This window comes from Meiothermus sp. Pnk-1 (assembly GCF_003226535.1).
GTDB lineage: Bacteria > Deinococcota > Deinococci > Deinococcales > Thermaceae > Allomeiothermus.
The window spans coordinates 39,787-62,499 of sequence record NZ_QKOB01000018.1 but is presented as its reverse complement, the minus strand read 5'-3'; the positions used below and the strand labels follow the sequence as shown (position 1 = coordinate 62,499).

Here is a 22,713-nt window from a genome sequence, read left to right as displayed (position 1 = left end):
AGCGCGCGAAGCGGGAAAGGTTGCTTTGCTCTGAGGGGTTGTGGGTAAACTCCTGGCCTCTGGCTTGATCCAATCATCTAGTCAGACTAGACTGTTAGGGTGAAACGTACCTGGCAGTTACAGGAGGCCAAGGCCCGCTTCTCCGAGGTGGTGGAGCGGGCCCTGAAGGGCGAGCCCCAGACCGTGACCCGGCGGGGTCGGCCTGCGGTGGTGGTGCTTGACTGGGCCACCTACACCCGCCTCCGCGGCAAGGATGTCTCCCTCCTCGAGGCGCTGCGTCCCTCAGAACCCCTCTCCGACGAAGAAGCCGAGGCCCTCGCCAACCGCCCGCAAACGGGCTACCGGGAGGTGGGCTTCTGAGCTACCTGCTGGACACCAATGTGGTATCCGAGGCTGCCCGGCGCCAGCCCAACCCCAGGGTCGTGGCCTGGCTGGAAGGGCTCCCGCAGCGGGAGGCCTACCTTTCGGTGCTGACGCTGGGAGAACTGGTGCAGGGGGCCGTCCGCGCCCCTGAGGCGCGCAAGCCGGTGCTGGAGCGGTGGATCGCGGACCTCGAGCGCCGCTTCGCCGGGCAGATTCTGCCGCTGGACCTGGAGGTCATGGAGACCTGGGGCGCGCTCACCGGCGAGGCCCTGAACGAAGGCCGCCCCCTCTCTCCGCTGGACGCCCTGCTGGCTGCCACCGCCCTGCGCCACGGGCTCATCCTGGTCAGCCGCAACACCGCCCACTTCCGGGGCCTGCCTATCCGCTTGCTCAACCCCTGGGAGGGTGGACGGTCCTGACCTGACTGGGGCTGTTCGGCAAGAGCACGACACCGATCCTGCCCGGGGCCGACGCCGTCGGGGCGATCCGGGTAGCCACCGAGGGCAGCGGCTACCCGGTGTACGGAGCCTACTCCGTCCCGAGACGCTACCCCACGGCTTATGTCGAAAGAAGCGTCTCCTTCACCGCCGGTAGGCGGGGTAGGGGATCGTCCTCGGCGCGAGCTCCCCCAAAAGGGGAACATCGGGAGGTCACCAAAATCCTTGTTTTTTTGACATTATCATGTTAGTTTAGCAAGCATGATTCCCCGCCGCCTCCGCCCCGCCCTGGAGGAACGCCTCCGGACCTCCCCCGTGGCGGTCCTCACCGGGCCCCGGCAGGCGGGGAAGACCACCCTGGCCCTGGAGGTAGGGGAGGCCTGGGGGGCCCTGTACCTCGACCTGGAGTCGGAGGCCGACCGGGCCCGGCTCGCTGCCCCCGAGCTCTACCTGGAGGCCCATCTGGACCGCCTGGTGATCCTGGACGAGGTGCACCGCACGCCCGACCTCTTTCCCCTCCTGCGGAGCCTGGTGGACCGGGCCCGCCGGCGGGGAAGGCGGACGGGCCTCTACCTCCTCCTAGGCTCCCTCTCCCCGGAGGTCTCCCGGCAGGCGGGGGAGAGCCTGGCGGGACGGGCCAGCTACCTGGAACTCGCCCCCTTTGACCTCCTGGAGGTGGGCCCCCAGGGGGAGGAGGCCCTCTGGCTCCGGGGGGGGTTCCCGGAGAGCTTCCTGGCCCCGGACGATCGGGCGAGCCTCCGCTGGCGGCGGGACTTCCTCCGGGCTTACGTGGAGCGGGAGATCCCGCTTCTGGGGGGAAAGCTTCCCGGGGAGACGCTGCGCCGCTTCCTGACCATGCTGGCGCACCTCCAGGGGGAGCTCCTCAACCTCTCGACCTTGGCCCGCAACCTGGGCCTGGACGGGCGGACCGTGGCCCGCTACCTGGACCTCCTGGCCGACCTCTACCTGCTGCGGCGCCTCCCGCCCCTGGAGGCCAACCTGGGCAAGCGCCTGGTCAGGAGCCCCAAGCTCTACCTGCGGGACAGCGGCCTGGTCCACGCGCTCCTGGGCCTGGCCGACCTGGAAGCCCTCCTGGCCCACCCCGTGGTGGGGGCGAGCTACGAGGGCTTCGTTCTGGAGAACCTCCTACGGGTCCTGCCCGAGGGGGCAGCGGCCTTCTTCTACCGCACCCGGGCGGGGGCGGAGGTGGATCTGGTGGCCGTCCTGCCCGGGGAGGAGGTCCTGGCGGTGGAGGTGAAGCGCAGCCTGACCCCCAGGCCCTCCCGGGGATTCCACCAGGCCCTGGAGGACCTCCGACCCCGGAGGTCCTACGTGGTCTACCCGGGGAAGGAGGTCTTCCCCCTGCGGGAGGGGATCTGGGCCACCCCCCTTCTCTCCCTGATGCGGGCTCTGCAGGAGGGCAGCGAGGCCCCAGATCCCCTAAGCTGAGGGGGATGCCCAGTCCCCGGGCCACGGGCGCGGGGCCCCGGGGGGATGGGCCACGGCTGCCCCAACCCCCAGGAGGTCGACCGGAGGGTGCATGATACCCTTTCCTGCTGTATCCTTCGGCCATGACCGCAGCCGATAACTCCGGCGGAGGGTCAAGAGGGCTTCCGCTTCCCGGCCGTCTACCACGCCCAGCGGGGCCTCACCGCCAAGATCGCCCTGAACCCTCCCTGCCGGGTGCAGGAGACCGTGCGGGGCTACAACCAGAAAGGCCCCGGGGCCCTGAAGGACCGGCGGCACCAGAACCCGGGACAGAAGCCCAAGCTCACCCCCCAAGAACAGGAGAGGGTTCTGGAAGCCCTCAAGGGTCCTCCCCCCGATGGGGGCCTGTGGACGGGACCCAAGCTGCGGGACTGGGTGGAGCGGGAGCTAGGGGCCGATGCTGAGGCGCAGGAGATGTTCAAAAAAACTCCGCTCGGTGTTTGCTGCGCAAAGCAGCGCCGAGGTCCAACAGACCGGGGCGGAGGGTGAGGCTATTGGCCTGCGACGGTCACTTGGCCACCGGCTGGGGCTTAGGCCCGTGCACCGGCGGATGTATGCACCGGTACCCCTGGTTTTACGGGGGAGAGCCTGAGGGGAGGAGGGGTGGGTGGTGCCGGACCGGGCGGATGGAGGTGCCGGCGGGGATACGGCTGGTCTTTAGTCCCGAGCTGCGGCCAGCGGAACGGACGAGGCGGTGTTTCCCGTGCTTTCGCGGAGCGAAACACCTCTAGGACCTGGAGGTGGTAGCCGAGCGGTGCCGGGGGCTGGAGGGAGACCCGGAGACTCTAAGGCGGCACACCCTCTTCCACTGGTGGCCTGGGATGAAGGAATCTGCATGAAAGGGTATCACTGGGTGCTGAAGCTGGGGTTGATGGTCTCAAAACTTGCACTTATCCATTCCCCCTCAACTCTATGCAACCGGGGCATTTGAAAAGGGCTGGGGTTTTCCCGTCTGATGAAAGCCCCCACCTCCAAGCGTCCCTCAAAGCCCTCCTCTTCTTGCTCCTCCAGGGCCACGGCAAAGCCAGACCGCAAGACCGTCAACGAAGAAGGGGGTTCTTTTTTTGAGGGTTCTCCCCGGAAAAGAGTGTTTTTTTGTATGGGGGGGCGGGGGGAGGGTAGGGTTCGCCCAAAAAAGATATGCCACCGCAAAAGCTAGGGTGGGGTTCTCGGGGCGGCACCGGGGTAAGAAGAGCTTTCTCGCGACAAAGTAAAAGAAGGGGGGGCTAGGTATTAAGTAAATGAGAATATACGCCTTTATAACCCCTTTTATGAGAGCCCTTAGCCTTTTATTGAAAGATTTTCAAAAAACCCAAGGGATCTCCCCCCAAAAAAGTATTAAGATAATGAGAAGCTTCAACGCTCCCACAAACTGATAGAAAAACCCCCGCGGCTTCCGCGGGGGTCGGGTCCGACCGGGGAGGACTAGGGAATCTCGATCAGGTCGAGGAGGAGTTCCCCCACCCCCAGCTGGAACGTTGGCGAGGCCTGGAGGTGGTCCTCGATGCCGAGGAAAAGAGGGGAGGGAGCGTAGCACTCAAAGGGAGGACAGGGCATGCTGACCTGCCCCACCTTGAAGCGCGCTCCTTGGCTGGGGTTCTTCAGGTCGGTGGCGGCCAGGAAGTACTCCTCCCCGTCCTGCACCAGCTTCAGGCTCAACACCCGGGTCGCGTCACCCAGGCGCAGGTAGAGGAGGCCCAAGTCCTGGTTCAGGAGCTCCTCGGGCTTCTGGGCCTGGCTCAGCTTGGGGTTCTTGTAAGGCGCGAAGGCCAGGGCCTTGTCCTCGCGCAGAAGGATGGCCGGGGGCCACTCCACCTCGTAGGGCTTGCGGAGGTTGTCCACCACCCCGCGCAGCTTCCCGACCAAAGGATCGGTGTTCAGGGTACCCTGCAGGGGCTGGCCCGGCAGGTCGGAGGGGAAGGGGGCCAGGATGTGGGCTATGAATGTGGGGTTATTTGGCCAAATCAGTATGTCGTAGACCCAACCCCACTGGCCGTTGGGGAACTTCACCCATTTCTTGCTGTAGCAGGGGTAGAACTTGCAGGGCGGAATGGGCGGCTTGCTCTGCCCGACCTCCACCTGGGCCTCGGTCGTCGTGCGCAACCGCCGCCCGGAGCTGTCCTTGTCGCCATACCAGGTCATGCGGTACCCCTGCTGGCCGTCGCTCATCAGCTCGCCTAGCCAGACGTGGCACTTCCCGGTGGAAGTGCAGCGGATCTTGATGAAGAGGGGCTTGCCGTTAAGCTCTTCGATGCTGGTCGGAGGGGTCCAGCTGCGCGGGGAGGTGATGAGAACGATGCCCTCATCGTCGCTCGCCACGGTGAGCGAGCGGGGGAAGGTGGACTGAGCCCCCACCCGGGTGGGCATGAGGTCGCCCAGCAGGCCCTCCGCCTCGTCAAACAGGGGCAGGAGCTGGGCCTTGAAGTCCTCCTCGGCCTGGGGCACCTCGGCCAGGGGGTCGCGCAGGCCACTGCTGCACCCCGCTAGGAAGAGGGCCGCCAGGCCCACCAATGCCAACAGCTTTTTCCTCAGGATCATGGTTCCTCCTTTGGGCCTTTACCCGAGGGCAGGGTAGCAAGAGGGGTCTGAATTCCCTCTGAACGCTTCCTGAACGCCAAACCCCCCGCGCCGGGCGGGGGGCATGGAGGGGAAGGGGCCTTAGGGGGCCTGGGAGAGGTCCACCATTCCTTTCCCCACCTCCTGAGGGGCGAAGGGCAAGGGCCTGGCGTGGTGTTCCAGGTTCTGCTGGAGCTGGGCCGGGGTGAGAGTGGGCTGGGCCGAGAGCCACACCGCCATGGCCCCCGCCACCAGGGGCGTGGCGAAGGAGGTGCCGGTGCAGGTGCCAAGCCCTCCTCCCGGGGTCACGCACTCCAGGGCCGTGCCCGGGGCGGCCAGGTCCACGTAGGCCCCGCGGGTGCTGTAGGGAGCCGGGGTGAGGTTTTTCTCCAAAGCCCCCACCGCCACCAGGCCCGGCAGGTCCAAGGCCGCGGGGTAGTGGGCGGGGCTTCCCTGGTTGCCCTGGTTGCCGGCGGCAGCAGCCACCGGGATGCCCTGGTTCAGGGCGGCCTGAAGGGCGAGCTTCAAAGCCTCCACCGGGGTGTCCCCGCCCAGGCTCAGGTTGAGGACAGTGGGGCCCTGGCGGTTTGCCACCACATAGCACACCCCCCGCACCACCCGGCTGGCCCGGCAGACCCCGCTCCCGTCGCAGACCCGCACCGGGAGGATCCCTGCTCCGGGGGCCACCTCCCTCACCAGCCCCGCCGCCCCGGTGCCGTGGCCGCCGGGGAAGGCGTCTTGGGGGGTGGCGTCCTCCTCCACGAAGTCGTAGCCCGGGAGCTGGGGAACCGCCCCGTCCACCCCGGTGTCCAGCACCGCCACCCGCACCCCGTTTCCCCCGTGGCCCCGGCTTTGGGCCAAAGGCGCCCCGATGGCCTCACTCCCCCAGCTGGAGAGGCTCCAGAGGCTTTCCGGGTCGGCCTTGTAGCTGGGGTCCTGGGCCTCGAGCTCCTCCAGGGCCTTGCCCAAGGTTTCCCCGCTGTAGCCCAGCTCGGCCAGGGCGAAGCCGCAGCCCTGGAGGTCATCCCGCCTTAGGAGGGTGAAGCCTGCAGGTAACCTAGGGGTCTGGCCCAGGGGGAGCCGCAACAGGGCCCGGCTCCGGTCCACGTTGCCCAAAACGCCCAGGCTCCCCCTGGCCTCCCGCTCCCCGGCCACCACCCGCACGGGCTGGGGACCGCCGGGGACACTGGGCACCCGGAAGCGGAGCCGGTTCCCCTCACGGAGGGTCACCTCGGCCTCGGCCCCGGCCACGAAGACCCGGGCCCCCTCTATGCTCATCCCCTGGAGCCTGGCCTCCACCTCCTCCCCCAGGGCCGCCCGGCCGGGGGAAAGGGTGAGGGTGGGGCCTGCCGGGGCGCAGGCCGAAAGGAGTAAGACGATCCACAACCATTTCCGCATGGGGCACCTCATCGCTATAGAGGACGCTACACCCGCTTAGGTCCAGCAGCCAGGCGGGCATGGCTAGGGGAGGGTGAGGGTTCCGCCACCCACGGCGTAGCTGCCCGTGGCGTGGACCAAGCTGATATCGCTGGTGGCCGTGAAGGAGGCGGGGTCGTTTGGATCCAAGCTTAGCACGGGGACGGGCGAAAGGAGCGCGCTAACCGAAACATAGACGCTGCCCGCAAAGGGGGTGTAGCCGAGCTGGGCGGAAAGGTCAGGAACAGTATAGCTACTGCCGCTCAGCCAGCCTTTGCTCAGCGTTATCTGGTAGATCAGGGTGGAGTCCTCCAGGTGGACCTCGTAGGCGCGCACGTTGGAGTTGCTGTAGCTAAGGCCTGAGACCACAGGGTGGGCCAGGGCGGATACGCTCAGGCTGCCGGAGGGCCAGGGGTTCGGCAAGGCCAGAACCATAGGCCCGCCGTTGGTGCCCAGGAAGCGTTCTAGCACGTTGGCGCTATCTCCCGCCGTGGCAAAAACCACGTAGCGGTCCCCAGACCCAAACCCGCTTACGGGTCGGTAGAGGAAACTGGCGGCCGCCGTACCCGAGGCATACCCCACCTGACCGGAGCCTTTGTTGTCGTTACTAACGTAGTTCACGTTGGCCACGGCGAAGCTCGGGGTGAATCCGCTTGGAGGGCTCACCGTGACGCTGGCCGGGCTCAGGGCATCCGCTGCCGCAAAAACCAGGGGGCCTGTACCCCCGCTGGTGACGCTCACCCCCCGCAACACCTTGGCCGCCTTGAAGTTGACGGGGTTGCCCGAGGCACTCACGGTGACCAGAAGGTCCTGGGTGCCTGCGGGGGCCATCAGGTTGACGGCCACCGGGGTAGTCACGCTCATCACGGTGCCCCCTGCGCCAAAGCCCCTTCCGCTCACCCTTACCAGATCACCCGAAGCTACGCCGGGCACCGCCGAGACGTCCACGTTTAGGGTATAGGAAACCAAGCCGGGGTTGGCCTCGCTGCAGGTGACCTTGGGGTTGGCGAGTTCGGAAGGGGTCGCCTGGATCACGTAGACCTCCGGCGGGTTGCCGGGGATGGTGGAGTTGCAGCGCACCGCCACCCCGTAGGTGGTGCTGCCACCCAGGCTGAAGGTGTATGTGTTACCGCTGCTAGGGGTGAAAGCCGTCCACGAGCCGCTACCTACTTGGTAAGCCGCCGCATAGCCCACGTTCTGACCGTCTACTACGGTAAGAGTAACGCTCCCCGGAGGCGGCGAAGCGCCCCCGCCGCAGGCGGCCAGGAAGAGGGTCAAGGGGACTGCCAGGAGCCAGATCGGTTTAACCATAGGCTACCTCCTTTGGGGGCAGTGTAGGCGGGGGGGTCTGAACGGGGTCTGAACGCCCGGCTAACCCCTGAAGGCGGTCCAGGCTCCCCGGCGCTCCAGGAGCACCAGGAGGTCGGCGTCGCTCATGGCGGTGGCCCGGCCTTGGGCCAGGGAGCCGAAGAGGACCACCGCCAGCACCTCGGGCCTTTTTCCCAGGGCCTGGGCGGCCCTCTCCAACTCCTCGAGCCTCGCTTGGGGGTCGAAGCGGAAGATCCGGGTCATGCTTTCCCCTCGGCGAAGGCCAGGGTCGCCTGGGCCAGACGGAGGGCCTCCTCGGCCTCGCCCCGGGTGTAGTGCCGGGCGGCAGGGCCTGCGGGGTGGGCGTCGGGGTAGCGGGTGGGGATATAGTACTTGTCCAGGACCTTCGCCGCCTCCATCAGCGCTTGGGGCACCTCCACGTCCTGGGGAAGCCCCGCCAAGAGGTCCAGGATGGAATGTCCCCAGGCCACCTGGCCCTGGGATAGGTGGAGGCCCTTGAGCGCCGCTTTGGCGGCTTGCTGGGCGGCGAAGCAGGCCCAGGCGTAATCCCCTAGCCCCAAGCTCCCTTCGGCGTGGCGAAGGTTCCACCTGGCCTGCTCGAGCCAGTCCTGGGCCCGGTTCATGTTCCTATTCTAAGGCTGGCCGGCCCCGAAGGACCGGAGCCGGCTCCGGTAGCGCTCGGCCAGCACCGTGTAGCGGGCCTCCTCCAAGAGGGCGATGGCCTCCTCCAGGCTGGCCCGCTCCCCCTCGAGCTCGGCCAGGTTGGCCAGCACCGCCGCGGTGAGCACCCACTCCTGCCCGGCCTTGGCCAGGCGCAAGGCCTCCTGGTAGGCGGCCTTGGCCTCGGCCAGCCGCCCCTGGCGGTGGTAGAGGGCCCCCAGGTTGTTCCAGGCCCGGCCCATGGCCTCGAGGTTGCCCTGGGCCAGGGCCAGCGACTCCCGGTAGAGCCTCTCCGCCTCCTGGGGGTCCCCCTGCCGCTCCCGCACCACCCCCAGGTTGAGGCAGACCCGGGCCCGGAGGGCCTTGCGCTCCCCGATGGCCTCCAGCACCTCGGCAAAAGCCCCCTCCCCCTGGCCCAGCTCGGCCAGGGCCACCGCCCGGTTGCCCAGGGCCCCCAGGTGGCGCACCTCCTCCCCGGCCATCAAAAAGCGCACCGCCGCCCGGCTGAAGGCCTCGGCGGCCTCCTGGAAGCGGCCCTGGCCCAAAAGCATCATCCCCTTGAGGTTCAGGGCCTCGGCCTGGGGGTAGACCCCGCCCAGGAGGGCGGCCTCGGCTTCGGCCTCGGCCTCGGCGAAGTGGCCCAGGCGCAGGAGGACGCTCCCCCTAAGGGCGCTTCGTTCGGGGCTTGGGGAGAGCTCTTCCAGGAGGTCCAGGGCCTCCCGGTAGCGGCCCAGCCGCTCCAGGGCCCGGGCCCTGAGGAGCAGGACCTCGGGGTCCGGGGCCAGCTCGGCCAGCAGGGCCTGGGCCTCCTGGGGCTCCTCCTCCACCCGGCTTCGGGCCAGGCGCAGGAGGGCCAGGCGGCCCCGGGCAAAGTCGGCCTCCGTCCAGTGGGGCCGGGCCAGCCGGTAGAGGGGGGCGGCCTCGAGGAGGGGGAGCCTGCGGGCCAGCTCTAGGGCCACCCGGCGACCCTCGGGGCTCAGGGGGACCTGGAGGGCAGGCTGTCCCTGGGGGTCCAGCAGGCCCCGCTCCACCAGGAAGTCCAGCGCCTCGGCCCCCAGGTCCAGAAGCTCCACCGCCCGGGGCAGGCCCGCGAGCTCTACGGCGAAGAAGGCCCGCTGCACCTCCGGCGGGAAGGCCCGAAGCTCCGGCTCGGCCTCTACCACCTCGGCCACCCCGGGCAGGGCCCGGGCCTCGCGCAGCAGGGCCTGGGCCTCCTCGGGCCACCCCAGGCCGAAGAGGGCCTCGGCCTGGCGGCGGTGGGCCGCCCACACCCCCTCGGCCAGGGCCTCGCGCCTGGACCAGACCCACTCCTCCAGCTCCACCGGAAGCCCGTCGTCGGCCCCCTCCAGAAACCGGCCCCGGTAGAGGCGGCGGGCTTCGGCCAACTCCCCCCGTTCCAGGGCGCTTTGCAGGAGGAGGGCGTCGCAGGCCGCCTCGGCCCGCAGCACCTCCTCGCCCTCCACCCTCACCCCCGCCGCCCGCAGCTGGGTCAGGGCCACCGAGAGGCTGTTGAGGCCGTCGCTGGCCCCCGGCCAGAAGAGCTCCGCCAGGTGGCGGCGCGAGCGGGGGCCTTCCAAAAGCAGGTAGGTCAGCAGCAGCAGGGGCTTCCTCTTGCGAAACCCCTCCAGTGACAACGCTCCCAGGGTGCGCAGCATGGCTTCGGTGTTCAGTCTAACCGATCGCCTGGAGAGGGGCGGTGACGGCTAGAGCCGATCCTGCAGCCAGGATGGGGTGATTTTGAGGAAGAGGGCGTTGAGGGCGGAGTAGGTCCCGCTCAGGAGCAGCAGCCCTACCCCGATGAGCACGACTCCCGCGGCCACTTCCGCCCCGTGGGAGAGGCGGGCGGCCCGGCGCAGCAGGGGCCGGACCCGGTCGGTGAAGGCCACCACCAGGAGGAAGGGCAGGGCCAGCCCCAGGATGTAGGCCAGCAACAGGCCCAGCCCGCCCCCCGTGGCGGTGAGGGTCAGGATCCCCCCCAGGACCGGGCCGATGCAGGGGGTCCAGCCCAGCCCCAGCGCAGCCCCGAGGAGGAAAGCCCCCCAGGGGCGGGCGGTATCGCCTTCGTAGCGCAGGTGTATTCCCCAGCGCGGCCTGAGGCCTAGCATATAGGCCCCCATCCACACCATGAACCCTCCCCCCACCCGGCTCAGGAGCTCGCGGTGGTCGAACAACAGGCCCCCCAGCAGGGTGAAGGGGAGCCCCAGCGCCAAGAAGACCGCCGAGAAGCCCAGCACGAAAAACACCGCGTTGGCCAGCGGGCGGCCCCGCTGGCCCCCGAGGTAGAGCAGGTAGGTGGGGACCAAAGGCAACACGCAGGGCGAGAGGAAGGAGAGCATCCCCGCGAGGAGGGCGATGGGCAGGCTCAGCATGGGCTCATCCCTAGGGCAGCTCGAGCCAGGGGAAGCGCTTGTGGGTCTCGGGGTCGAGCTGGAGCAGGGCTCGAGCCGGCATCGCCACCTTGGGCAGGGTCTGGGCGTTCATGGGCTGGCTGCCGTCGGTGATGCCGTTTTGGTAGAGCAGCCAGGCCACCACGGCGTAGACCTCGTCGGCGCTCAGGCTGCCGGCATTGCCGTAGGGCATGGCCCGGCGTATGTAGTCGAAGAGGGTGGTGGGGTACTGCCAGTAGTTGCCGATGGCGAACTGGGTGGCTTCGGTCTCGGGGGTGATGGGGAAAGGCTCGGCCACCAGGCGGTTGAAGGGGTAACCCTCCCCGCTCTGCCCGTGGCAGCTGGCGCACTTCTCCGCGTAGATCCTCCCCCCTTCCTCCACCCCTCCCTGGCCCGGGGGCAGGCCGCGGCCATCCGGCAGCACCACCGGGCGCAGGTCGTACGAGGCCACCTCTTCCGGGCTGAGGGGGGTGCCCAGCTGGTAGCGGGAGGCCAGGCCCAGGGCCAGCAGGGCCACGCCGAGCCCTACCCATCGCCTATACATCGAACACCTCCCCGCCACAGCCGCCCGCCGGGCGCTGCGCGGCCCCGCCCAGGGGGCGGTCGCCGTTCGTCACCCGGCCGTCGGGGGCGATCCGCCAGGCCTGGATGGCGTTGTAGTGGTAGCGGTTGTTCCTGCCCCACTTCTGAAAGAACTCCTCCCGGGTGGGCTGGACATTTCCCTCCTCGTCCCAGGCCCGGCTCCAGAGGACCACCTCCTCGCCCCGCCAGTACCAGGGCAGCTTGAAGCGCACGAAGGCCCGGCGCTCTATGGGGGGCTCGAGCGAAGCCTGCCGCCACGACCGGCCCTCGTCGAAGGAGAGCTCCACCTTGGCGATGCGCCCGTACCCGCTCCAGGCCAGGCCCCGGATCTCGTGAAAGCCCGGTTTGATCTGCTGCAGCCCCGAGGGGTAGGTGATGATCGACTCGGGGTCCATGATCCAGGTGAAGGCCCGGACCTTGCCGTCGGCCATCACGTCGGTGTACTCGCTGGTCTCGTCCTTGCTCATGGTGGGCAGGTCGGTGACCAGGATGCGCCGGAGCCACTTCACCTGGATGCTCCCCTCCCACCCCGGCACCACCAGCCGCACCGGGTAGCCCTGCTCGGGGCGCAGCGCCTCGCCGTTTTGCGCGTAGGCCACCAATACGTCCTCCATGGCCTTGTCCAGGGGCAGGCTGCGGGTGTAGGCCACCGCGTCCAGGCCCTCGGGGATGAGCCAGCGGGCCTGCGGCTTTACCCCCGCCTCCTTGAGGAGCAGGGCCAGGGGCACCCCGGTCCAGCTGGCGTTGGAGGCCAGCCCCCGGCTGCGGGTGGCGGTGAGGCTGGGGTCGGGGGGGTTGCGGTAGCCGTTCTGCCCGTTGCCCGCGCACTCGATGAAGTAGGTGCGGGTCAGCGAGGGAAAGCGCTTGAGCTCTTCCAGGGTGAAGGCCAGGGGGGTTTCCACCAGGCCGTGGATCACCAAGCGGTAGCTCTGGGGGTCCACCTGGGGCACCCCCCCGTGGTGCCGCTCGAAGTGCAGGCCGTTGGGGGTGATCACCCCGCTGAGGCGCTCCAGCGGGGCAAAGTCGGCCCCGCTGGTGCGGGTGCGCAGGTTGGGGGAGATGTAGCGCACCACCTCGGCCTCGAAGGGGGAGCGCTCCCCGTACTCGGAGAGGGGAGACCCCAGGGTTTTCATGGGCTCGAGGGTCTTCTCCTCCCAGGCTCTGGGCTGGGCTTGGGCCTTGAGAAGGGGGGAGAGGAGCATCCCTCCCCCCAGCAGCCGGAAGAACTTCCTCCGGTCCATTCCACCTCCTCACGCCCGCGGACCGAACATGTCCTGCCACAGGCTCTGGGCCCAGCCGTAGGCGGCGCTGCCGTTGGCCGCGGAGCGCTGGTTGTCCACGCTGCTTTGGGACTTGATCTGCTGGGCCGCCTGGTCCCAGGAGTAGTTGGCCGAGACCCAGATGGCCTCCTCGGAGTCGACAAAGGAGTAGCAGATGTTGGTGGGCAGCTCCGGAGGGATCTCGGCCAGGGCCTTGCCCCCCAGCCGCTGGCCGATGTGCCGGGCTACGATGTTGCCGGAGACGTAGGCGATCATGCCGCTCTTGGGGTAAGGGGTGTTGCCGGTGATGTCCCCCACCAAATAGACCCGCTCGTCCTTCTCGGAGAGGAAGTAGGGGAGTTGCACGTTGGCCCAGCGCTCGCCCAGCCCCACCTGCCGCACGATCTCCGCGGCCTTCATGGGGGGGATCAGGTCGGCCAGGGTAAAAGGCACCTCCCCCAGCTCGGTCTTCACCAGCTTCTTCCCGTAGTCCAGGCCGGTGACGCGGGTGTTGGGGATGTACTCCAAATACTCCTTGTAGAGGTCGTTGTAGGCCGCGAGGAAGCCGGGGGCCTTGGAGATGGGCTGGGGGTTGGCGTCCAGCACGATGACCTTGCCCTTTACCCCTTTGGTTTTGAGCCGCCAGGCCAGCATGGCCGCCCGCTCGTAGGGCCCGGGGGGGCAGCGGTAGGGGGGGTTGGGGATGTACATGACCAGCTCCCCGCCGGTCTCGTCGAACTGGTCCAGCATGCGGCGCAGGGCCACGTGCTCGAAGGGCTTGAACCCCACCGGCAGGAGGTGGCTCACCTCGGCGTAGCCGGGGATGGCCTCGTACATGTAGGCGATCCCCGGGGCCAGGACCAAAAAGTCATAGGCCAGGTAGCCGCCCGTGGTCCGGACCAGCCGCCGGTCGCGGTTGATGTCCAGCACCCGCTCCTGGATGAAGACCACCCCATCCTTGACCACTTGGGTGTAGTCGAAGACCAAAAACTCCAGGGGCTTGATCCCCGCCAGGAAGAGGTTGGACATGGGGCAGGACATGAACAGGGGCTTCGGCTCGACGAGCACCACCTCGGCCTCAGGGCGCTGCTGCTTGAGCTTGCGGGCCACGGTGGTGCCCGCCCAGCCCCCGCCCACCACCACCACCCGGGCCGTGCGGCGGGCCGGGAGCAGGGTGGGGGGAGTGGCGTAGAACTCCTGCTGGGCTTTGGCTCCGTTGCCTAGGGCGCTGGCCGCGGTGAGGGCGGCCCCTGCTTTGAGCAGCTGGCGGCGGTTGAGCTTGGACATCCTTATCCTCCTTTCTTTACTGTCCCGGACGGTACGGTACCCCTCCGGTGCTCTCCAGCACCTCGGTGATGGTCTTCTTGGCCTCCTGGAGCATGGCCACCGCGGGCGAGCCCATCACCCCGGGCATGATGGTCATGAGCATGGGCTCGATGGCCCCCACCAGCGCTCCGCCGGGTACATCCACGGCGAAGAAGCGGCAGGGGGCGGCAAAGCCCCCGGCGGGTTGGGCGCTGAACATGATCCGGGCCCACTCGCTCTTGCAGGGCAGGATCACCGTGACCGGCCCGACCTTGAGGTTGGGGGTGAGGTTGAGGCCGCGGGCGGTGAGCTCGCCCTCGAGCAGGAGGACCATGTCCTCGGCCTTGGCCCCGCTCACGAAGTAGAGCAGGGCCGGCCTCATCCCCGACTGGGGATCGGGCATCACGGCCGGAGCGATGCGCTCGAGCTGGCCCAACCGGCCCAGGCTGGCCTCGAGCCGCGAGACGAGCGCGTCGGTTTCGGGACCGGCGACGCCCAGCAGGTTGAACAGCAGCCGTCCGTCGAAGGTCCCCACCGTGGTCACCCCGGCCTTGGCCGCGTGGAGGTAGACGGTGGGGGGGAGGACGATGGCCGCCATGGGGTTTTTGGCGGCGGCGGCCAGGCTTCCGGCCTCGGGCTTGAGCACCACCAGGTGGTACTCGGGGAACGAGGCCCCGGTGACCTGCCGGATCTGCTCCCCCAGGTTCAAGACGCGGTCGGGCTCGAGGCCGTTGGCCTTCAAAGCGGCCAGGGCCTGCGCCTCGACCTGGGCCAGCTCCCCCTTCACCTCTACCTGGACCGACTGCGCCCAGGCCAAGCCCAACCCCACTCCCAAAATCCAGAGGCTTTTCATGGTCCCTCTCCTTCCACAGGTAGGCCGGCGTCCAGCCAGCCTTTGAAGCCGTGGGCGATGTTCTTGGCGTTGGCGTAGCCCAACGCCTGCAGGTAAGCCGCGATCACCGCGCTCACGCTGCCGCTGCCGCAGTAGACCAGGATCAGGGCGCCGTGGTCCTGGGGCAGCTCGGAAAGCCGGTCGGGTACCTCCCCGGCGTAGATGTGCACCGAGCCCGGGATATACCCCCGCTGCCGCTCCTCGCGGGTGCGCACGTCCAGGACAAAGGGGTCGAATAGCAGCAGGTCGCGCGCCTCGGTGGGGTAGACCAGGTAGCTGGCCGGGGGGACCCGCCGGATGAAATCGCCAAAACACGCCGTCCAGCCCTCACACCGGCCCTGGGCCCTTGCCCACCGGTGTACCGGGCTGGCCCGGTCCCGAAGGAGATCGTCCACGGGAAGCAAGGGAAGGAGGGCCAGGAGCCGTCTGCGGGAGAGCATGGCTAGCGGGTGAAGAAAGGCAGCTCCTGGAAGCTGTGCCCGGCCTTGCTGGCCTCGGCCAGGATGTACATGGTGAGGGCGATCTGCGGCTCCGAGTAGAACGCCGGGGCCGGGATGCCCACCGAGGTGTAGCAGAACTGGATGCGGTTTTCGAAGGTGTACATCCGGTCTTCCTCGAAGCGATAGGCCGGCCACTCCCCCCCTAAGCCCTGCTTGGGGCTCATCACCGGGGAGAGCCGCACCCGCTTCCCGGCGTAGCTGTCGTGGCAGACCGCGCAGCTCATGTCCCGAGGCCCGGCGCGGGTGTACCAAAGCTCGCGGCCCAGGTTGTACATGGCCAGTTCGGCCGGGTGCTGGGGGCGGACCGCCATCTTGGCCTGGCTGGATTTGGAAGCCACAAAGGTGGTCAGCGCCACCACCTCGTCGCGCTTGATCTCCTCCGGCCTGAAGCCCTGGAGGCGTTCCATGCAGCTCACGATGCGCGTCTCCAGGTCCTCCACCTTGCCGGTATCGGGGAAGTAGCGGGGGAGGCGGGCATAGGCCCCCTCGAGCTTGCCCGGCCCGAGGCCGAAGTCACACCCCTCCAGGCTCTTCCCTTTGGGGCCCCGCTGGGTATGGAACAGCTCCTCTCCCTGTGCGGCGAAGAGATCCCCGGGGAGGAGGCCAAAGCTTTGCAGGTACTGCTGGCGCTGTTTCATGGCCTCCTCGAAGGGGTCGAGGGGTTTTTCCTGCTGGGACAGGGCGAATAGCGTCGCCGTGGCCATGAGCAGAAGGGTCAGGGTCATGCGCTTGCGCATCGCTCACCTCTGGTTGATGGGGGAGTGGGGGTCGACCAGGAACGCCACCAAATCGGCGGTCTCCTCGGGGGTGAAGAGCCCGTGCACCCCGCCGCGGTACATCAGCGAGCAGGGTACGTAGGCCCAGGAGTTGTAGATCTTCTCATAGGTATAGCGCAGCACCGCTTCCGAGGCGCCCCGGGATCCGTAGCCGGTCAAGCTCGGACCCATGGTTCCGTAGGCCAGTTGCTTGGGGTCGCCCTGGTGGCAGGCGTAGCAGTTGCCCCGCTTGGGGTCGGTGAACACCTGTTCCCCGTTGCGCCAATCCCCCAGCAGTTTTCCCCCCGCGGGGTATTGGATGAGGGCCTTCTGCTCCTGGAGGAACTGCGGCAACAGCGCGCCGGGAAGCTGGCCGCGGTACTGGGTGCACAGCCGCTGGGCCGGGTCCTGGGCCAGGAGCACCTGGGCGTAGGAATCCCCGCCGGAGCGGATCGCACCCTCGAGGCGGGTCTTGAAAGGGCTCGGCTGGGAAGTGGCCAGCCCCAAAAAGGTTAGGACGCCGATCAGGATCACTCTGTGCTTCATCCGCTCCCTCCGGGAAGGTGGTAGTTGCGCTCCGGTACGCGCACGTTGGGCCTCGGGGGTAGGTGCACCCGGCCCGTTTGTCCGGCGTACTCCACGATCAGTTCGTAGACAGGTCGCGGGGTGAGCCCTTCTACCGGCGTGCCCAGCCGCTGGAGCCGGCCCCCGTAAGCGGCCACCCGGTACTCCCGGCTCGGCTCGAGCGGGCGGCCCCGGACCTCGAGCTCCCGGATCCGCTTTCCCAGAGGGGCGTCGATGTCCAGGGTATAGCTGATCCCATACGTCCGGCTCATGTCCCCGCCTTGTTGATAGAAGGGGTCGGGGGTAAAGACGTTGGCCGCCACGTCCTCGAGGAGGCCCTTGATCTGCTCCCCCCGGAGCTTGAACACGTACACCTCGGGGTAGGTGAAGCCGGTATAGGCCAGGATGCGGTCCAGGGTCAGCGCCTCCCCCGGCAGCAGGGTGGTGCCCCAGCGGGTGCCGGGGCTGAAGATCACCTCGGCCTCTGGGTAGTGCGCCTCGATGGCCCGGCAGGCCAGCTCGTCTAGGGTGGAGTACAGGGTGTCGCGCTTGTAGAGCAGGCTCTCCACCTGGGCGATGGGCTCGAGCAGGTCGGGGTTCTCCCGGTAGACCCGCTCGACCAGGGCCTTGGCCTCGGGATCTTCGGGCAGCACCCGGGAGAACACCGGGAGAAGCCGGAGCCGGAGGTTGGCTATCCCCCCGCGCACGAGGGCCAGGTCAATCCGGGAGAGCACCTTGCCCCCCGACCCCCCCGCGACGATAAAGGTCTTTCCCACCCGGAGGCGTACGGGGGTGAGGTCATGGGTGTGGCCCGAGAGGATCAGGTCGATGCCCCGGATGCGCTGGGCCAGGGCCATATCCAGCGGCAATCCCCCATGGGAGAGCAAGACCACCGCGTCCACTTTCTTGGCCCTGAGCTCGTCCACGGTTTTCTGTAACGCTTGCTCTTTGATGCCGAAGGAAAGGCCTTCGGAGAATTCCTCTGGATGGGAAACTTTGATATAGGGGTAGGTGAGCCCGATCACCCCCACGGTGTAGCGCCCCGCCGGGTAAAGGGCGTAAGCCGGATACACGGGATCCCCGAAGGCGTCGTCGGTGGTGTTGTAGCTCAGGACCTGGGCCTTGAGCTTCTTCTCCAGCTCCTCCACCCGGGCCCGCCCCAGGGTGTACTCCCAGTGGTAGACCATGTGCTGGAAACCGCTGAGGTTCATCCAGTCCACCAACGCCTCGCCCCGGGTGCGCAAGGAGGGGCCGGAGTTGGTCCAGTTGTCGCCCCCGTCCAGCACCAGCACCGGCCCCTGCGCGGCCTCCTTTTGGCTGCGGATGAGCTGGGTGATCTGCGGAGCGCCCCCGATGGGGCCGAAGCGCTCGGCCAGGGCCGCTAAGTCCACGTAGCTGCCCAGGTAGGCCAAAGGGCTACCCGGCTGGATGCCGTAGTAGCGCAGGAAGGCCATGCCGCTCAGGTAGCCGGGCTGCCCCAGCAGGGGCCGGGGCGCGAGGAGGTTGGGCGGTTCCATGTAGTGGTGCGGCCGGAGCTGGCCGTGCAGGTCGGTAAGGTACAGCAGGGTGAAGTCTCCGTAAGGGGGGAGGTCGTACAGGCCCTCCGGCTTCTCCAGGGCCTGGGCCAGGGCTTTGGGCGAGGAAAGCCCCAGGGCCAGGAGCAGGCCGATGAGCTCGCGTCGGGTCATCATCTGCTCCCGGTGGCGGCGGGCTTGGTGTTGAAGTCCGAGGCGGGATCCAACAGGTACGCCACCACGTCGGCGATCTCCTCCGGGGTGAGGAGGCCGTGCACCCCGAAGCGGTACATCACCGTGCAGGGGAAGTAGGCCCAGGAGTTGTAGACCACCTCGTAGGTATAGCGCTGGATGGCCTCGGACTGGCCCCGCTGCCCGTACTTCTCCAGGCTGGGGCCCACGTTCCCTCCCCAGTACACCGGGGAGCCAAAGTGGCAGCTGAAGCAGTTGGCCTTGGCCATGTCGTTGAAGATGGCCCCGCCCTTTTTCCAATCCCCCATGAGCTTCGCGGGGTATTTGATGCGGGCCTTCTGCTCCTGCAAGAACCCGGGGAGCTGATCCGCGGGGAGCTTATCCTTGTACAGCGAGCAGAGGGCCTGATCCTTGGGTTGCTCGGCCAGGGCCAGGTAGAACTCCCGGCCCGCGCCCTGGAGAAGCTTTTGCTCCTCCGGGGTGAAGGGGCTGCCGCTTTGCCCCAGGGCCAGCAGCAGCGAAAAGCCCAACAGCGCCAGGACGATTTTGCGCATGGCTGCTCCTCAGCGCACGAAGGCGGGGGACTCCTCGAGCTTGGCCCCGTTGGTCTTGTGGGCCATGAACAGCTCGAGGGCGATGATGGGGACCGAGTAGAAATCGGGGCGCGGATGGCCTAGGTTGCCATAACAGGCGCGGATGCGGTCCTCCATGGTCCAGCTCTGGTCGTTGGAGTAGCGGTAGGCGGGCCAGTGGGTCCAGGAGCGGTCCTCTCCCAGCACATCGGCATAGAACAGGGGGCCCGCCCGCCGGCCCACGTAGTCCACGTGGCAGGCTGCGCAGCCCATATCCCGGCTGCCGCTGCGGGCGTAGAAGAGCTTTTCCCCAAGGGCGTACAGGGTTTGCTCCTGGGGGGTGGAGAGCGCCACCTGCACCTGCTCCCCCTGAGACTGGCTGGCCAGGTAAAACGCCACCGCCACCACATCGGGGCGCTTGGCTTCCTCCGGCTTGTACCCTTGCACCTGGGTCATGCAGTAGACGATGCGGGTGTCCAGGTCGTCCACCCGCTGGGTATCGGGGAAGTAGCGGGGGAGCCGGGCCATGGCCCCTTTGATCACCCCCGCGCCCAGGCCGAAATCGCAGGCCTCCATGCTCTTGCCGCTGGGTCCTTTGCGGAAGAAGACCTCCTTGCCCTGCTCGGTGACCAGCTCGGTGGGCAGAATCCCCATGGTCTGACGCAGGAGTTCTTTTTGCCGGGCCAGTTCCTCCTTGGCGCTTTGGGCGCTGTCCCCTTGGGCCAGCACCAGCGCCAGCGGGAGCAGCGACAGCAGCCAGATCCATCTCCACATGTGGCCTCCTTTAGAGGCGCTCCGCTAGGCCAGCTCCAGCTTGACGGAGGCCTCCCCGGTATCCCCCTTGTTGTCCTTGAGCTTGACGGTGAAGGTACCCGGTTGCCCGGCCTGGAAGGCCAGGCTGAAGAGCGGGTTGGCGCTCACCCCGGGTTCGGGCAGGATGCTCGCTACCTTCTGCCCTTCGAAGTACACCTCTACCTGGTCAATGTAGTAGGCGGGGATGAGGTTACCCTTCTCGTCCTTGCGGGTGCCCGGCTCCATGGGGTGCTGGGCGACCACCTGTAGCTTGAAGGTTTCCCCCGTTTTGGGCTTGGGGGGGGTCAGGCGGGCTAAGGTACGAATGGCCATGGGGTATCCACCTCCGCTAGCCGCACCCGCCCACGGTGACGCGGGTGCTGGCTGAAGCCAGGAGCAGCTTGCCGTCTTGGGTCTCCACCACCGCCCGCACCGCCGAGGTCTCGGCCATGCGGGTGCGGGAGGCGTAGTAGGGCATGGCCTGTCCCACCTCCACCTTGACGATGTGGGGCGAGGGGTTTTTGTCCACGAAGAGGTGAATGGCCTTTACCTGCTCTTTGGGCAGGTTGACCTCGATCTCGAAGGGTACGTTGGCCCCAGACTCGGCGATGGTGGGCATGGTGAGCTTCACCTGGCCTGAGGGGGTGAGATCCTTGAACCCTTTGCCCAAAACCTTTTGCAAGGCAGGCTCTAAATGGGCGACATCCTCTCCCTCGAGCCCACCCCCCTGGGCCAAGGCCAGCTTGGGAGCCAGCCAGGCCCCGGCGACCACACCTGCTATTTTGAGAAACCTTCTCCTATCCACAACCGCTACCTCCTTGGGCAGAAACCCGCTGCAACTCCTTCAGAAACTGCGCCCGAGGACGGCTGCCGAAAAGCCGTCCGGTCTCCTTCCAACTGCCCTCGCCGTACACCAAGAACACGAACGTGGGGGTCCCCAGCGCCCGCAACTGGCGGGCCAAGGGGATCCCCTCCGGGCTTTGGCTGTCCACGCTGGCCACCACGAAGCAGCGCTCCAGCACCTGCAACACCGCCGGGTCGGAGAGCACAAAGGTGTTCATCTGCTCGCAGTAGGGGCAGCCGTGGCTCCAGAAGTAGACCATCAGGATACGCCCCTCCTGCCGGGCTAGCTGGCCGGCCTCGGAGTAGGCGTACCAGCGGCTGAAATCCACCGCCAGCGCCGCGGTGAGCCAGAGGTACGCAACACCGATGAGCCCGAGGATGCCCGCTCGCACAAGTCGCATAGCCGGTGTACCTGTGTACATACGCTTTATAGCACCTGGGGGTATATGGGTCAAGGGTTATTTTGTGATTTATTTCCCCCAAAGAGCGCATAAACGCCTACCTCGAGGGCGCCGGAAGGACCCGATCGGCCGGTGCCTTAGCGGAGCGGGCATATGCCAGAATCGCCTTTTGAAGGGGAAATTTTCAGCAGGGTGGGCTTGCCTTTATACCCTATACGGGTAATTAAAAATCCACGAACCCGTAGCCGATTGGGGTATAATTTGCCTGACAGGAGATGTGAAGAGTATGTGGTGGAAATTCGCCGGTGTGGTTTTGGCAGGGGCCATGCTGATGGCTTTGGCGGCTAAACCTGGCGAGAAGGCCCCGGACTTTCGTCTGGCCGATGCGAGAGGTACCACCTACACCTTGGCGAGCTTCCAGGGCAAACCGGTGGTCATTACTTTTTGGGCGAGCTGGTGTCCAGTGTGTAAGGCAGAGTTCCCCAAGTTGCACCGGCTGGCCCAGGAGTACCAGATTCCTTTCGTGGTCATCAGCCGCGAGCCCCGTGACAGCACCCAGGTAGTGCTTTCTTACATGAAGGCATACCCCGCCTTCTTGCCCCTGGTGGCTGCTCCGGGAGGGGATACTCCGGCCACCGTCGCCAACCGCTTCAAGGTGCTGGGTCAGCCTTGGACTTTCGTCTTAGATGGCGAAGGCCGGATCGTCAACCTCTACGCCGGTCAGGTGGAGGTGGAGGCGATCAAGGACGACCTGGCCCTGGCAGGGTATCGGGGGGCTACGCCTTGAAGCGCAAGGGGCCCCCGGGACCTCTTTGCTGGAACGACGCGCTGCTGCTTCGGCGGCGCCTCCTGCAGGAAGGTCGGTGGGCGTTTGCTGCTTGTTTACCGCGGTTGTAGCCACTGTGATTCGGCCGTGGGAACGCTAGCCGCTATTGCATTTGGTGATAGGATACCGCCCGGTAACGCCGCGGGTACTCGAGGTCCCCTCTTCCCACGGGTAAACCCAGGTCCTTTTGGCTTTACACTACACCCCTCGGCCTCTCTCCTGGGATGGTCCAAATTTATTTGGGGCAGCACTTCACACGGGATCGCCCCCTTTCTCCCCGCCGGAAGCACCATCGCCCTCCCTCCTCACTCTTTCCCTCGCTCTTTCCTCGGCAAGCACCTTCTCAATCCGCGGGAGCAGCGCGGGGACGTCCTCTTGAACCGTCCTCCAGACGATTTCCAGGTCCACGCCGTGGTACTCGTGGATGAGCTTGTCCCGCATCCCCGCGACGTCTCGCCAGGGGATGTCAGAGTGTCTGACCCGAACGTTCTGCGGAAAGACCTCCAGCGAGCGGATGACCGCGTTGATCGTCTTGCGGTCCTGCAGGAACGCCTCAAAGGTCATCCCGCGGGTGAAGTCCAGCACTTCCAGGGCGGAGGCCCGCATATCTTCTAATCCAAGACGGTACGCTTCACACCTCGATGATCTCCTCGAGGACCCGCTCGCCGATATGGGGCTTTATGGCTTTTGGCGTGACCAGCTCAACCTTTACGCCCAAAAGCTCGCTCAAGCGGCGCTCAAGCTCGACAAACTTGAGCAACCCCGGAGAGGGGGAGAACTCCACCAGAAGGTCTAAATCGCTCTCGGGCGTGGCTTCCCCACGGGCGTAAGAGCCAAAGACGGCGATCCGCTGCACGCCGTATTGGGCTGCAAGCTCTGCCTTGTGCGCTTTCAAGATCCGGCGGATCTCCGCCAGCGTCTTCGGCCGCCCTTTTTCCTTGACCTTCGTTGCCATGATGGCACCCGTTTTCTACTGATCCCATCTTAGCGGTTCCAAACCCGTGCCGCCGCCTCAGCCCTGCTTGGACTCGAAGAGGCCCCCCCGGCCGGGTCCCCGGCTCAAGACGCGCGCTTCCCCCC

General features: G+C 67.2%; 26 protein-coding genes and 1 pseudogene. 5 read left to right on the top strand and 22 right to left on the bottom strand.

All coding sequences use genetic code 11. The features are described 5' to 3' along the window. The first annotated feature begins 99 nt into the window (after positions 1 to 99). The 4 genes from DNA98_RS15995 to DNA98_RS15980 all read left to right on the top strand — a co-directional run bounded on the left by DNA98_RS15995 (position 100) and on the right by DNA98_RS15980 (position 2,777). A complete protein-coding gene (locus DNA98_RS15995; protein ID WP_110532395.1) occupies positions 100 to 360 on the top strand; it encodes a type II toxin-antitoxin system Phd/YefM family antitoxin in 261 nt (86 codons plus the stop codon). After that, entirely contained in the window at positions 357 to 782 is a 426-nt protein-coding gene (locus tag DNA98_RS15990; protein ID WP_110532394.1) for a type II toxin-antitoxin system VapC family toxin, read from the top strand. The genes DNA98_RS15995 and DNA98_RS15990 overlap by 4 nt, the downstream gene beginning before the upstream one ends. 279 nt (positions 783 to 1,061) lie before the next feature. Further along, positions 1,062 to 2,249, top strand: a complete 1,188-nt coding sequence (locus DNA98_RS15985; RefSeq protein ID WP_110532393.1) for an ATP-binding protein — start codon at positions 1,062 to 1,064, stop codon at positions 2,247 to 2,249. Positions 2,250 to 2,495: 246 nt separating this feature from the next. Further along, positions 2,496 to 2,777 carry a helix-turn-helix domain-containing protein gene (locus DNA98_RS15980; RefSeq protein WP_233493257.1) on the top strand — a complete coding sequence of 94 codons (282 nt, stop codon included), beginning with the start codon at positions 2,496 to 2,498 and terminating at the stop codon, positions 2,775 to 2,777. A gap of 936 nt (positions 2,778 to 3,713) precedes the next feature. Here DNA98_RS15980 and DNA98_RS15970 read toward each other — a convergent pair. The 20 genes and pseudogenes from DNA98_RS15970 to DNA98_RS15875 all read right to left on the bottom strand — a co-directional run bounded on the left by DNA98_RS15970 (position 3,714) and on the right by DNA98_RS15875 (position 20,807). Further along, the gene (locus DNA98_RS15970; RefSeq protein WP_110532391.1) at positions 3,714 to 4,826 is read right to left on the bottom strand and encodes a hypothetical protein; all 1,113 of its coding nucleotides are present in this window, start codon (positions 4,824 to 4,826) and stop codon (positions 3,714 to 3,716) included. Between the two features lie 120 nt (positions 4,827 to 4,946). Then, entirely contained in the window at positions 4,947 to 6,242 is a 1,296-nt protein-coding gene (locus DNA98_RS15965) for a S8 family serine peptidase (RefSeq protein WP_110532390.1), read from the bottom strand. Between the two features lie 63 nt (positions 6,243 to 6,305). Beyond that, positions 6,306 to 7,571 (bottom strand): peptidase S8 and S53 subtilisin kexin sedolisin, encoded by a 1,266-nt coding sequence (locus DNA98_RS15960; RefSeq protein ID WP_110532389.1) that lies wholly within the window; start codon positions 7,569 to 7,571, stop codon positions 6,306 to 6,308. 96 nt (positions 7,572 to 7,667) lie between these two features. Next, a pseudogene (locus tag DNA98_RS15955) lies at positions 7,668 to 7,832 on the bottom strand (nucleotidyltransferase domain-containing protein); the annotation flags it as partial. Next, complete coding sequence (locus DNA98_RS15950) at positions 7,829 to 8,212, bottom strand: HEPN domain-containing protein (protein ID WP_110532387.1); 384 nt, start codon at positions 8,210 to 8,212, stop codon at positions 7,829 to 7,831. The gene DNA98_RS15950 and the pseudogene DNA98_RS15955, both read right to left, overlap by 4 nt. 9 nt (positions 8,213 to 8,221) lie before the next feature. Next, positions 8,222 to 9,904, bottom strand: coding sequence for a tetratricopeptide repeat protein (locus DNA98_RS15945; protein WP_110532386.1), 1,683 nt, complete (start codon positions 9,902 to 9,904; stop codon positions 8,222 to 8,224). A 48-nt stretch (positions 9,905 to 9,952) separates the two neighbouring features. Beyond that, entirely contained in the window at positions 9,953 to 10,618 is a 666-nt protein-coding gene (locus tag DNA98_RS15940; protein ID WP_110532385.1) for a cytochrome c biogenesis CcdA family protein, read from the bottom strand. 10 nt (positions 10,619 to 10,628) lie between these two features. Beyond that, on the bottom strand, positions 10,629 to 11,180 hold the full coding sequence (locus tag DNA98_RS15935) for a c-type cytochrome (RefSeq protein ID WP_110532384.1): 552 nt from the start codon (positions 11,178 to 11,180) through the stop codon (positions 10,629 to 10,631). Further along, complete coding sequence (gene soxC, locus DNA98_RS15930) at positions 11,173 to 12,459, bottom strand: sulfite dehydrogenase (protein WP_110532383.1); 1,287 nt, start codon at positions 12,457 to 12,459, stop codon at positions 11,173 to 11,175. Before soxC ends, DNA98_RS15935 begins: the two co-directional genes overlap by 8 nt. 9 nt (positions 12,460 to 12,468) lie before the next feature. After that, positions 12,469 to 13,764, bottom strand: a complete 1,296-nt coding sequence (locus DNA98_RS15925; protein WP_110532382.1) for an FAD-dependent oxidoreductase — start codon at positions 13,762 to 13,764, stop codon at positions 12,469 to 12,471. Positions 13,765 to 13,780: 16 nt separating this feature from the next. Beyond that, the gene (locus DNA98_RS15920) at positions 13,781 to 14,635 is read right to left on the bottom strand and encodes a translation initiation factor 2 (protein ID WP_110532381.1); all 855 of its coding nucleotides are present in this window, start codon (positions 14,633 to 14,635) and stop codon (positions 13,781 to 13,783) included. After that, positions 14,632 to 15,114 (bottom strand): rhodanese-like domain-containing protein, encoded by a 483-nt coding sequence (locus DNA98_RS15915; RefSeq protein ID WP_110532380.1) that lies wholly within the window; start codon positions 15,112 to 15,114, stop codon positions 14,632 to 14,634. Before DNA98_RS15915 ends, DNA98_RS15920 begins: the two co-directional genes overlap by 4 nt. 2 nt (positions 15,115 to 15,116) lie before the next feature. Further along, positions 15,117 to 15,911 carry a sulfur oxidation c-type cytochrome SoxA gene (gene soxA, locus DNA98_RS15910; RefSeq protein WP_110532379.1) on the bottom strand — a complete coding sequence of 265 codons (795 nt, stop codon included), beginning with the start codon at positions 15,909 to 15,911 and terminating at the stop codon, positions 15,117 to 15,119. 3 nt (positions 15,912 to 15,914) lie between these two features. Beyond that, on the bottom strand, positions 15,915 to 16,475 hold the full coding sequence (gene soxX / locus DNA98_RS15905; protein ID WP_110532378.1) for a sulfur oxidation c-type cytochrome SoxX: 561 nt from the start codon (positions 16,473 to 16,475) through the stop codon (positions 15,915 to 15,917). After that, positions 16,472 to 18,181, bottom strand: coding sequence for a thiosulfohydrolase SoxB (gene soxB, locus DNA98_RS15900; RefSeq protein WP_110532377.1), 1,710 nt, complete (start codon positions 18,179 to 18,181; stop codon positions 16,472 to 16,474). Before soxB ends, soxX (DNA98_RS15905) begins: the two co-directional genes overlap by 4 nt. Next, the gene (gene soxX / locus DNA98_RS15895; RefSeq protein ID WP_110532376.1) at positions 18,181 to 18,753 is read right to left on the bottom strand and encodes a sulfur oxidation c-type cytochrome SoxX; all 573 of its coding nucleotides are present in this window, start codon (positions 18,751 to 18,753) and stop codon (positions 18,181 to 18,183) included. Before soxX (DNA98_RS15895) ends, soxB begins: the two co-directional genes overlap by 1 nt. Positions 18,754 to 18,762: 9 nt before the next feature. Beyond that, the gene (gene soxA / locus DNA98_RS15890) at positions 18,763 to 19,545 is read right to left on the bottom strand and encodes a sulfur oxidation c-type cytochrome SoxA (protein WP_110532375.1); all 783 of its coding nucleotides are present in this window, start codon (positions 19,543 to 19,545) and stop codon (positions 18,763 to 18,765) included. 24 nt (positions 19,546 to 19,569) lie between these two features. Beyond that, entirely contained in the window at positions 19,570 to 19,896 is a 327-nt protein-coding gene (soxZ, locus tag DNA98_RS15885; RefSeq protein ID WP_110532374.1) for a thiosulfate oxidation carrier complex protein SoxZ, read from the bottom strand. Between the two features lie 16 nt (positions 19,897 to 19,912). Then, a complete protein-coding gene (soxY, locus tag DNA98_RS15880; RefSeq protein ID WP_110532373.1) occupies positions 19,913 to 20,368 on the bottom strand; it encodes a thiosulfate oxidation carrier protein SoxY in 456 nt (151 codons plus the stop codon). Next, a complete protein-coding gene (locus DNA98_RS15875) occupies positions 20,361 to 20,807 on the bottom strand; it encodes a thioredoxin fold domain-containing protein (RefSeq protein WP_110532372.1) in 447 nt (148 codons plus the stop codon). Before DNA98_RS15875 ends, soxY begins: the two co-directional genes overlap by 8 nt. 286 nt (positions 20,808 to 21,093) lie before the next feature. Between DNA98_RS15875 and DNA98_RS15870 the strand changes: the two genes are divergently transcribed. Next, positions 21,094 to 21,594, top strand: coding sequence for a TlpA disulfide reductase family protein (locus DNA98_RS15870; protein ID WP_110532371.1), 501 nt, complete (start codon positions 21,094 to 21,096; stop codon positions 21,592 to 21,594). Positions 21,595 to 21,885: 291 nt separating this feature from the next. Here the strand turns inward: DNA98_RS15870 and DNA98_RS15865 are convergent, their stop codons facing one another. Together DNA98_RS15865 and DNA98_RS15860 are read right to left on the bottom strand one after the other, a co-directional pair. Beyond that, positions 21,886 to 22,239 carry a DUF86 domain-containing protein gene (locus tag DNA98_RS15865; protein ID WP_110532370.1) on the bottom strand — a complete coding sequence of 118 codons (354 nt, stop codon included), beginning with the start codon at positions 22,237 to 22,239 and terminating at the stop codon, positions 21,886 to 21,888. Between the two features lie 25 nt (positions 22,240 to 22,264). Further along, entirely contained in the window at positions 22,265 to 22,588 is a 324-nt protein-coding gene (locus tag DNA98_RS15860; RefSeq protein WP_110532369.1) for a nucleotidyltransferase family protein, read from the bottom strand. Positions 22,589 to 22,713 lie beyond the last annotated feature (125 nt).

Coding starts and splice junctions, on each gene's coding strand:
- DNA98_RS15875 (WP_110532372.1), bottom strand. CDS start 20,807: ATGCGACTTGTGCGAGCGGGCATCCTCGGGCTCATCGGTGTTGCGTAC.
- DNA98_RS15965 (WP_110532390.1), bottom strand. CDS start 6,242: ATGCGGAAATGGTTGTGGATCGTCTTACTCCTTTCGGCCTGCGCCCCG.
- DNA98_RS15865 (WP_110532370.1), bottom strand. CDS start 22,239: ATGCGGGCCTCCGCCCTGGAAGTGCTGGACTTCACCCGCGGGATGACC.
- soxA (WP_110532375.1), bottom strand. CDS start 19,545: ATGTGGAGATGGATCTGGCTGCTGTCGCTGCTCCCGCTGGCGCTGGTG.
- DNA98_RS15935 (WP_110532384.1), bottom strand. CDS start 11,180: ATGTATAGGCGATGGGTAGGGCTCGGCGTGGCCCTGCTGGCCCTGGGC.
- DNA98_RS15920 (WP_110532381.1), bottom strand. CDS start 14,635: ATGAAAAGCCTCTGGATTTTGGGAGTGGGGTTGGGCTTGGCCTGGGCG.
- DNA98_RS15945 (WP_110532386.1), bottom strand. CDS start 9,904: ATGCTGCGCACCCTGGGAGCGTTGTCACTGGAGGGGTTTCGCAAGAGG.
- soxA (WP_110532379.1), bottom strand. CDS start 15,911: ATGCGCAAGCGCATGACCCTGACCCTTCTGCTCATGGCCACGGCGACG.
- DNA98_RS15950 (WP_110532387.1), bottom strand. CDS start 8,212: ATGAACCGGGCCCAGGACTGGCTCGAGCAGGCCAGGTGGAACCTTCGC.
- DNA98_RS15925 (WP_110532382.1), bottom strand. CDS start 13,764: ATGTCCAAGCTCAACCGCCGCCAGCTGCTCAAAGCAGGGGCCGCCCTC.
- soxB (WP_110532377.1), bottom strand. CDS start 18,181: ATGACCCGACGCGAGCTCATCGGCCTGCTCCTGGCCCTGGGGCTTTCC.
- soxX (WP_110532378.1), bottom strand. CDS start 16,475: ATGAAGCACAGAGTGATCCTGATCGGCGTCCTAACCTTTTTGGGGCTG.
- DNA98_RS15915 (WP_110532380.1), bottom strand. CDS start 15,114: ATGCTCTCCCGCAGACGGCTCCTGGCCCTCCTTCCCTTGCTTCCCGTG.
- soxZ (WP_110532374.1), bottom strand. CDS start 19,896: ATGGCCATTCGTACCTTAGCCCGCCTGACCCCCCCCAAGCCCAAAACG.
- soxC (WP_110532383.1), bottom strand. CDS start 12,459: ATGGACCGGAGGAAGTTCTTCCGGCTGCTGGGGGGAGGGATGCTCCTC.
- DNA98_RS15940 (WP_110532385.1), bottom strand. CDS start 10,618: ATGCTGAGCCTGCCCATCGCCCTCCTCGCGGGGATGCTCTCCTTCCTC.
- soxX (WP_110532376.1), bottom strand. CDS start 18,753: ATGCGCAAAATCGTCCTGGCGCTGTTGGGCTTTTCGCTGCTGCTGGCC.
- DNA98_RS15860 (WP_110532369.1), bottom strand. CDS start 22,588: ATGGCAACGAAGGTCAAGGAAAAAGGGCGGCCGAAGACGCTGGCGGAG.
- DNA98_RS15970 (WP_110532391.1), bottom strand. CDS start 4,826: ATGATCCTGAGGAAAAAGCTGTTGGCATTGGTGGGCCTGGCGGCCCTC.
- DNA98_RS15985 (WP_110532393.1), top strand. CDS start 1,062: ATGATTCCCCGCCGCCTCCGCCCCGCCCTGGAGGAACGCCTCCGGACC.
- DNA98_RS15870 (WP_110532371.1), top strand. CDS start 21,094: ATGTGGTGGAAATTCGCCGGTGTGGTTTTGGCAGGGGCCATGCTGATG.
- DNA98_RS15960 (WP_110532389.1), bottom strand. CDS start 7,571: ATGGTTAAACCGATCTGGCTCCTGGCAGTCCCCTTGACCCTCTTCCTG.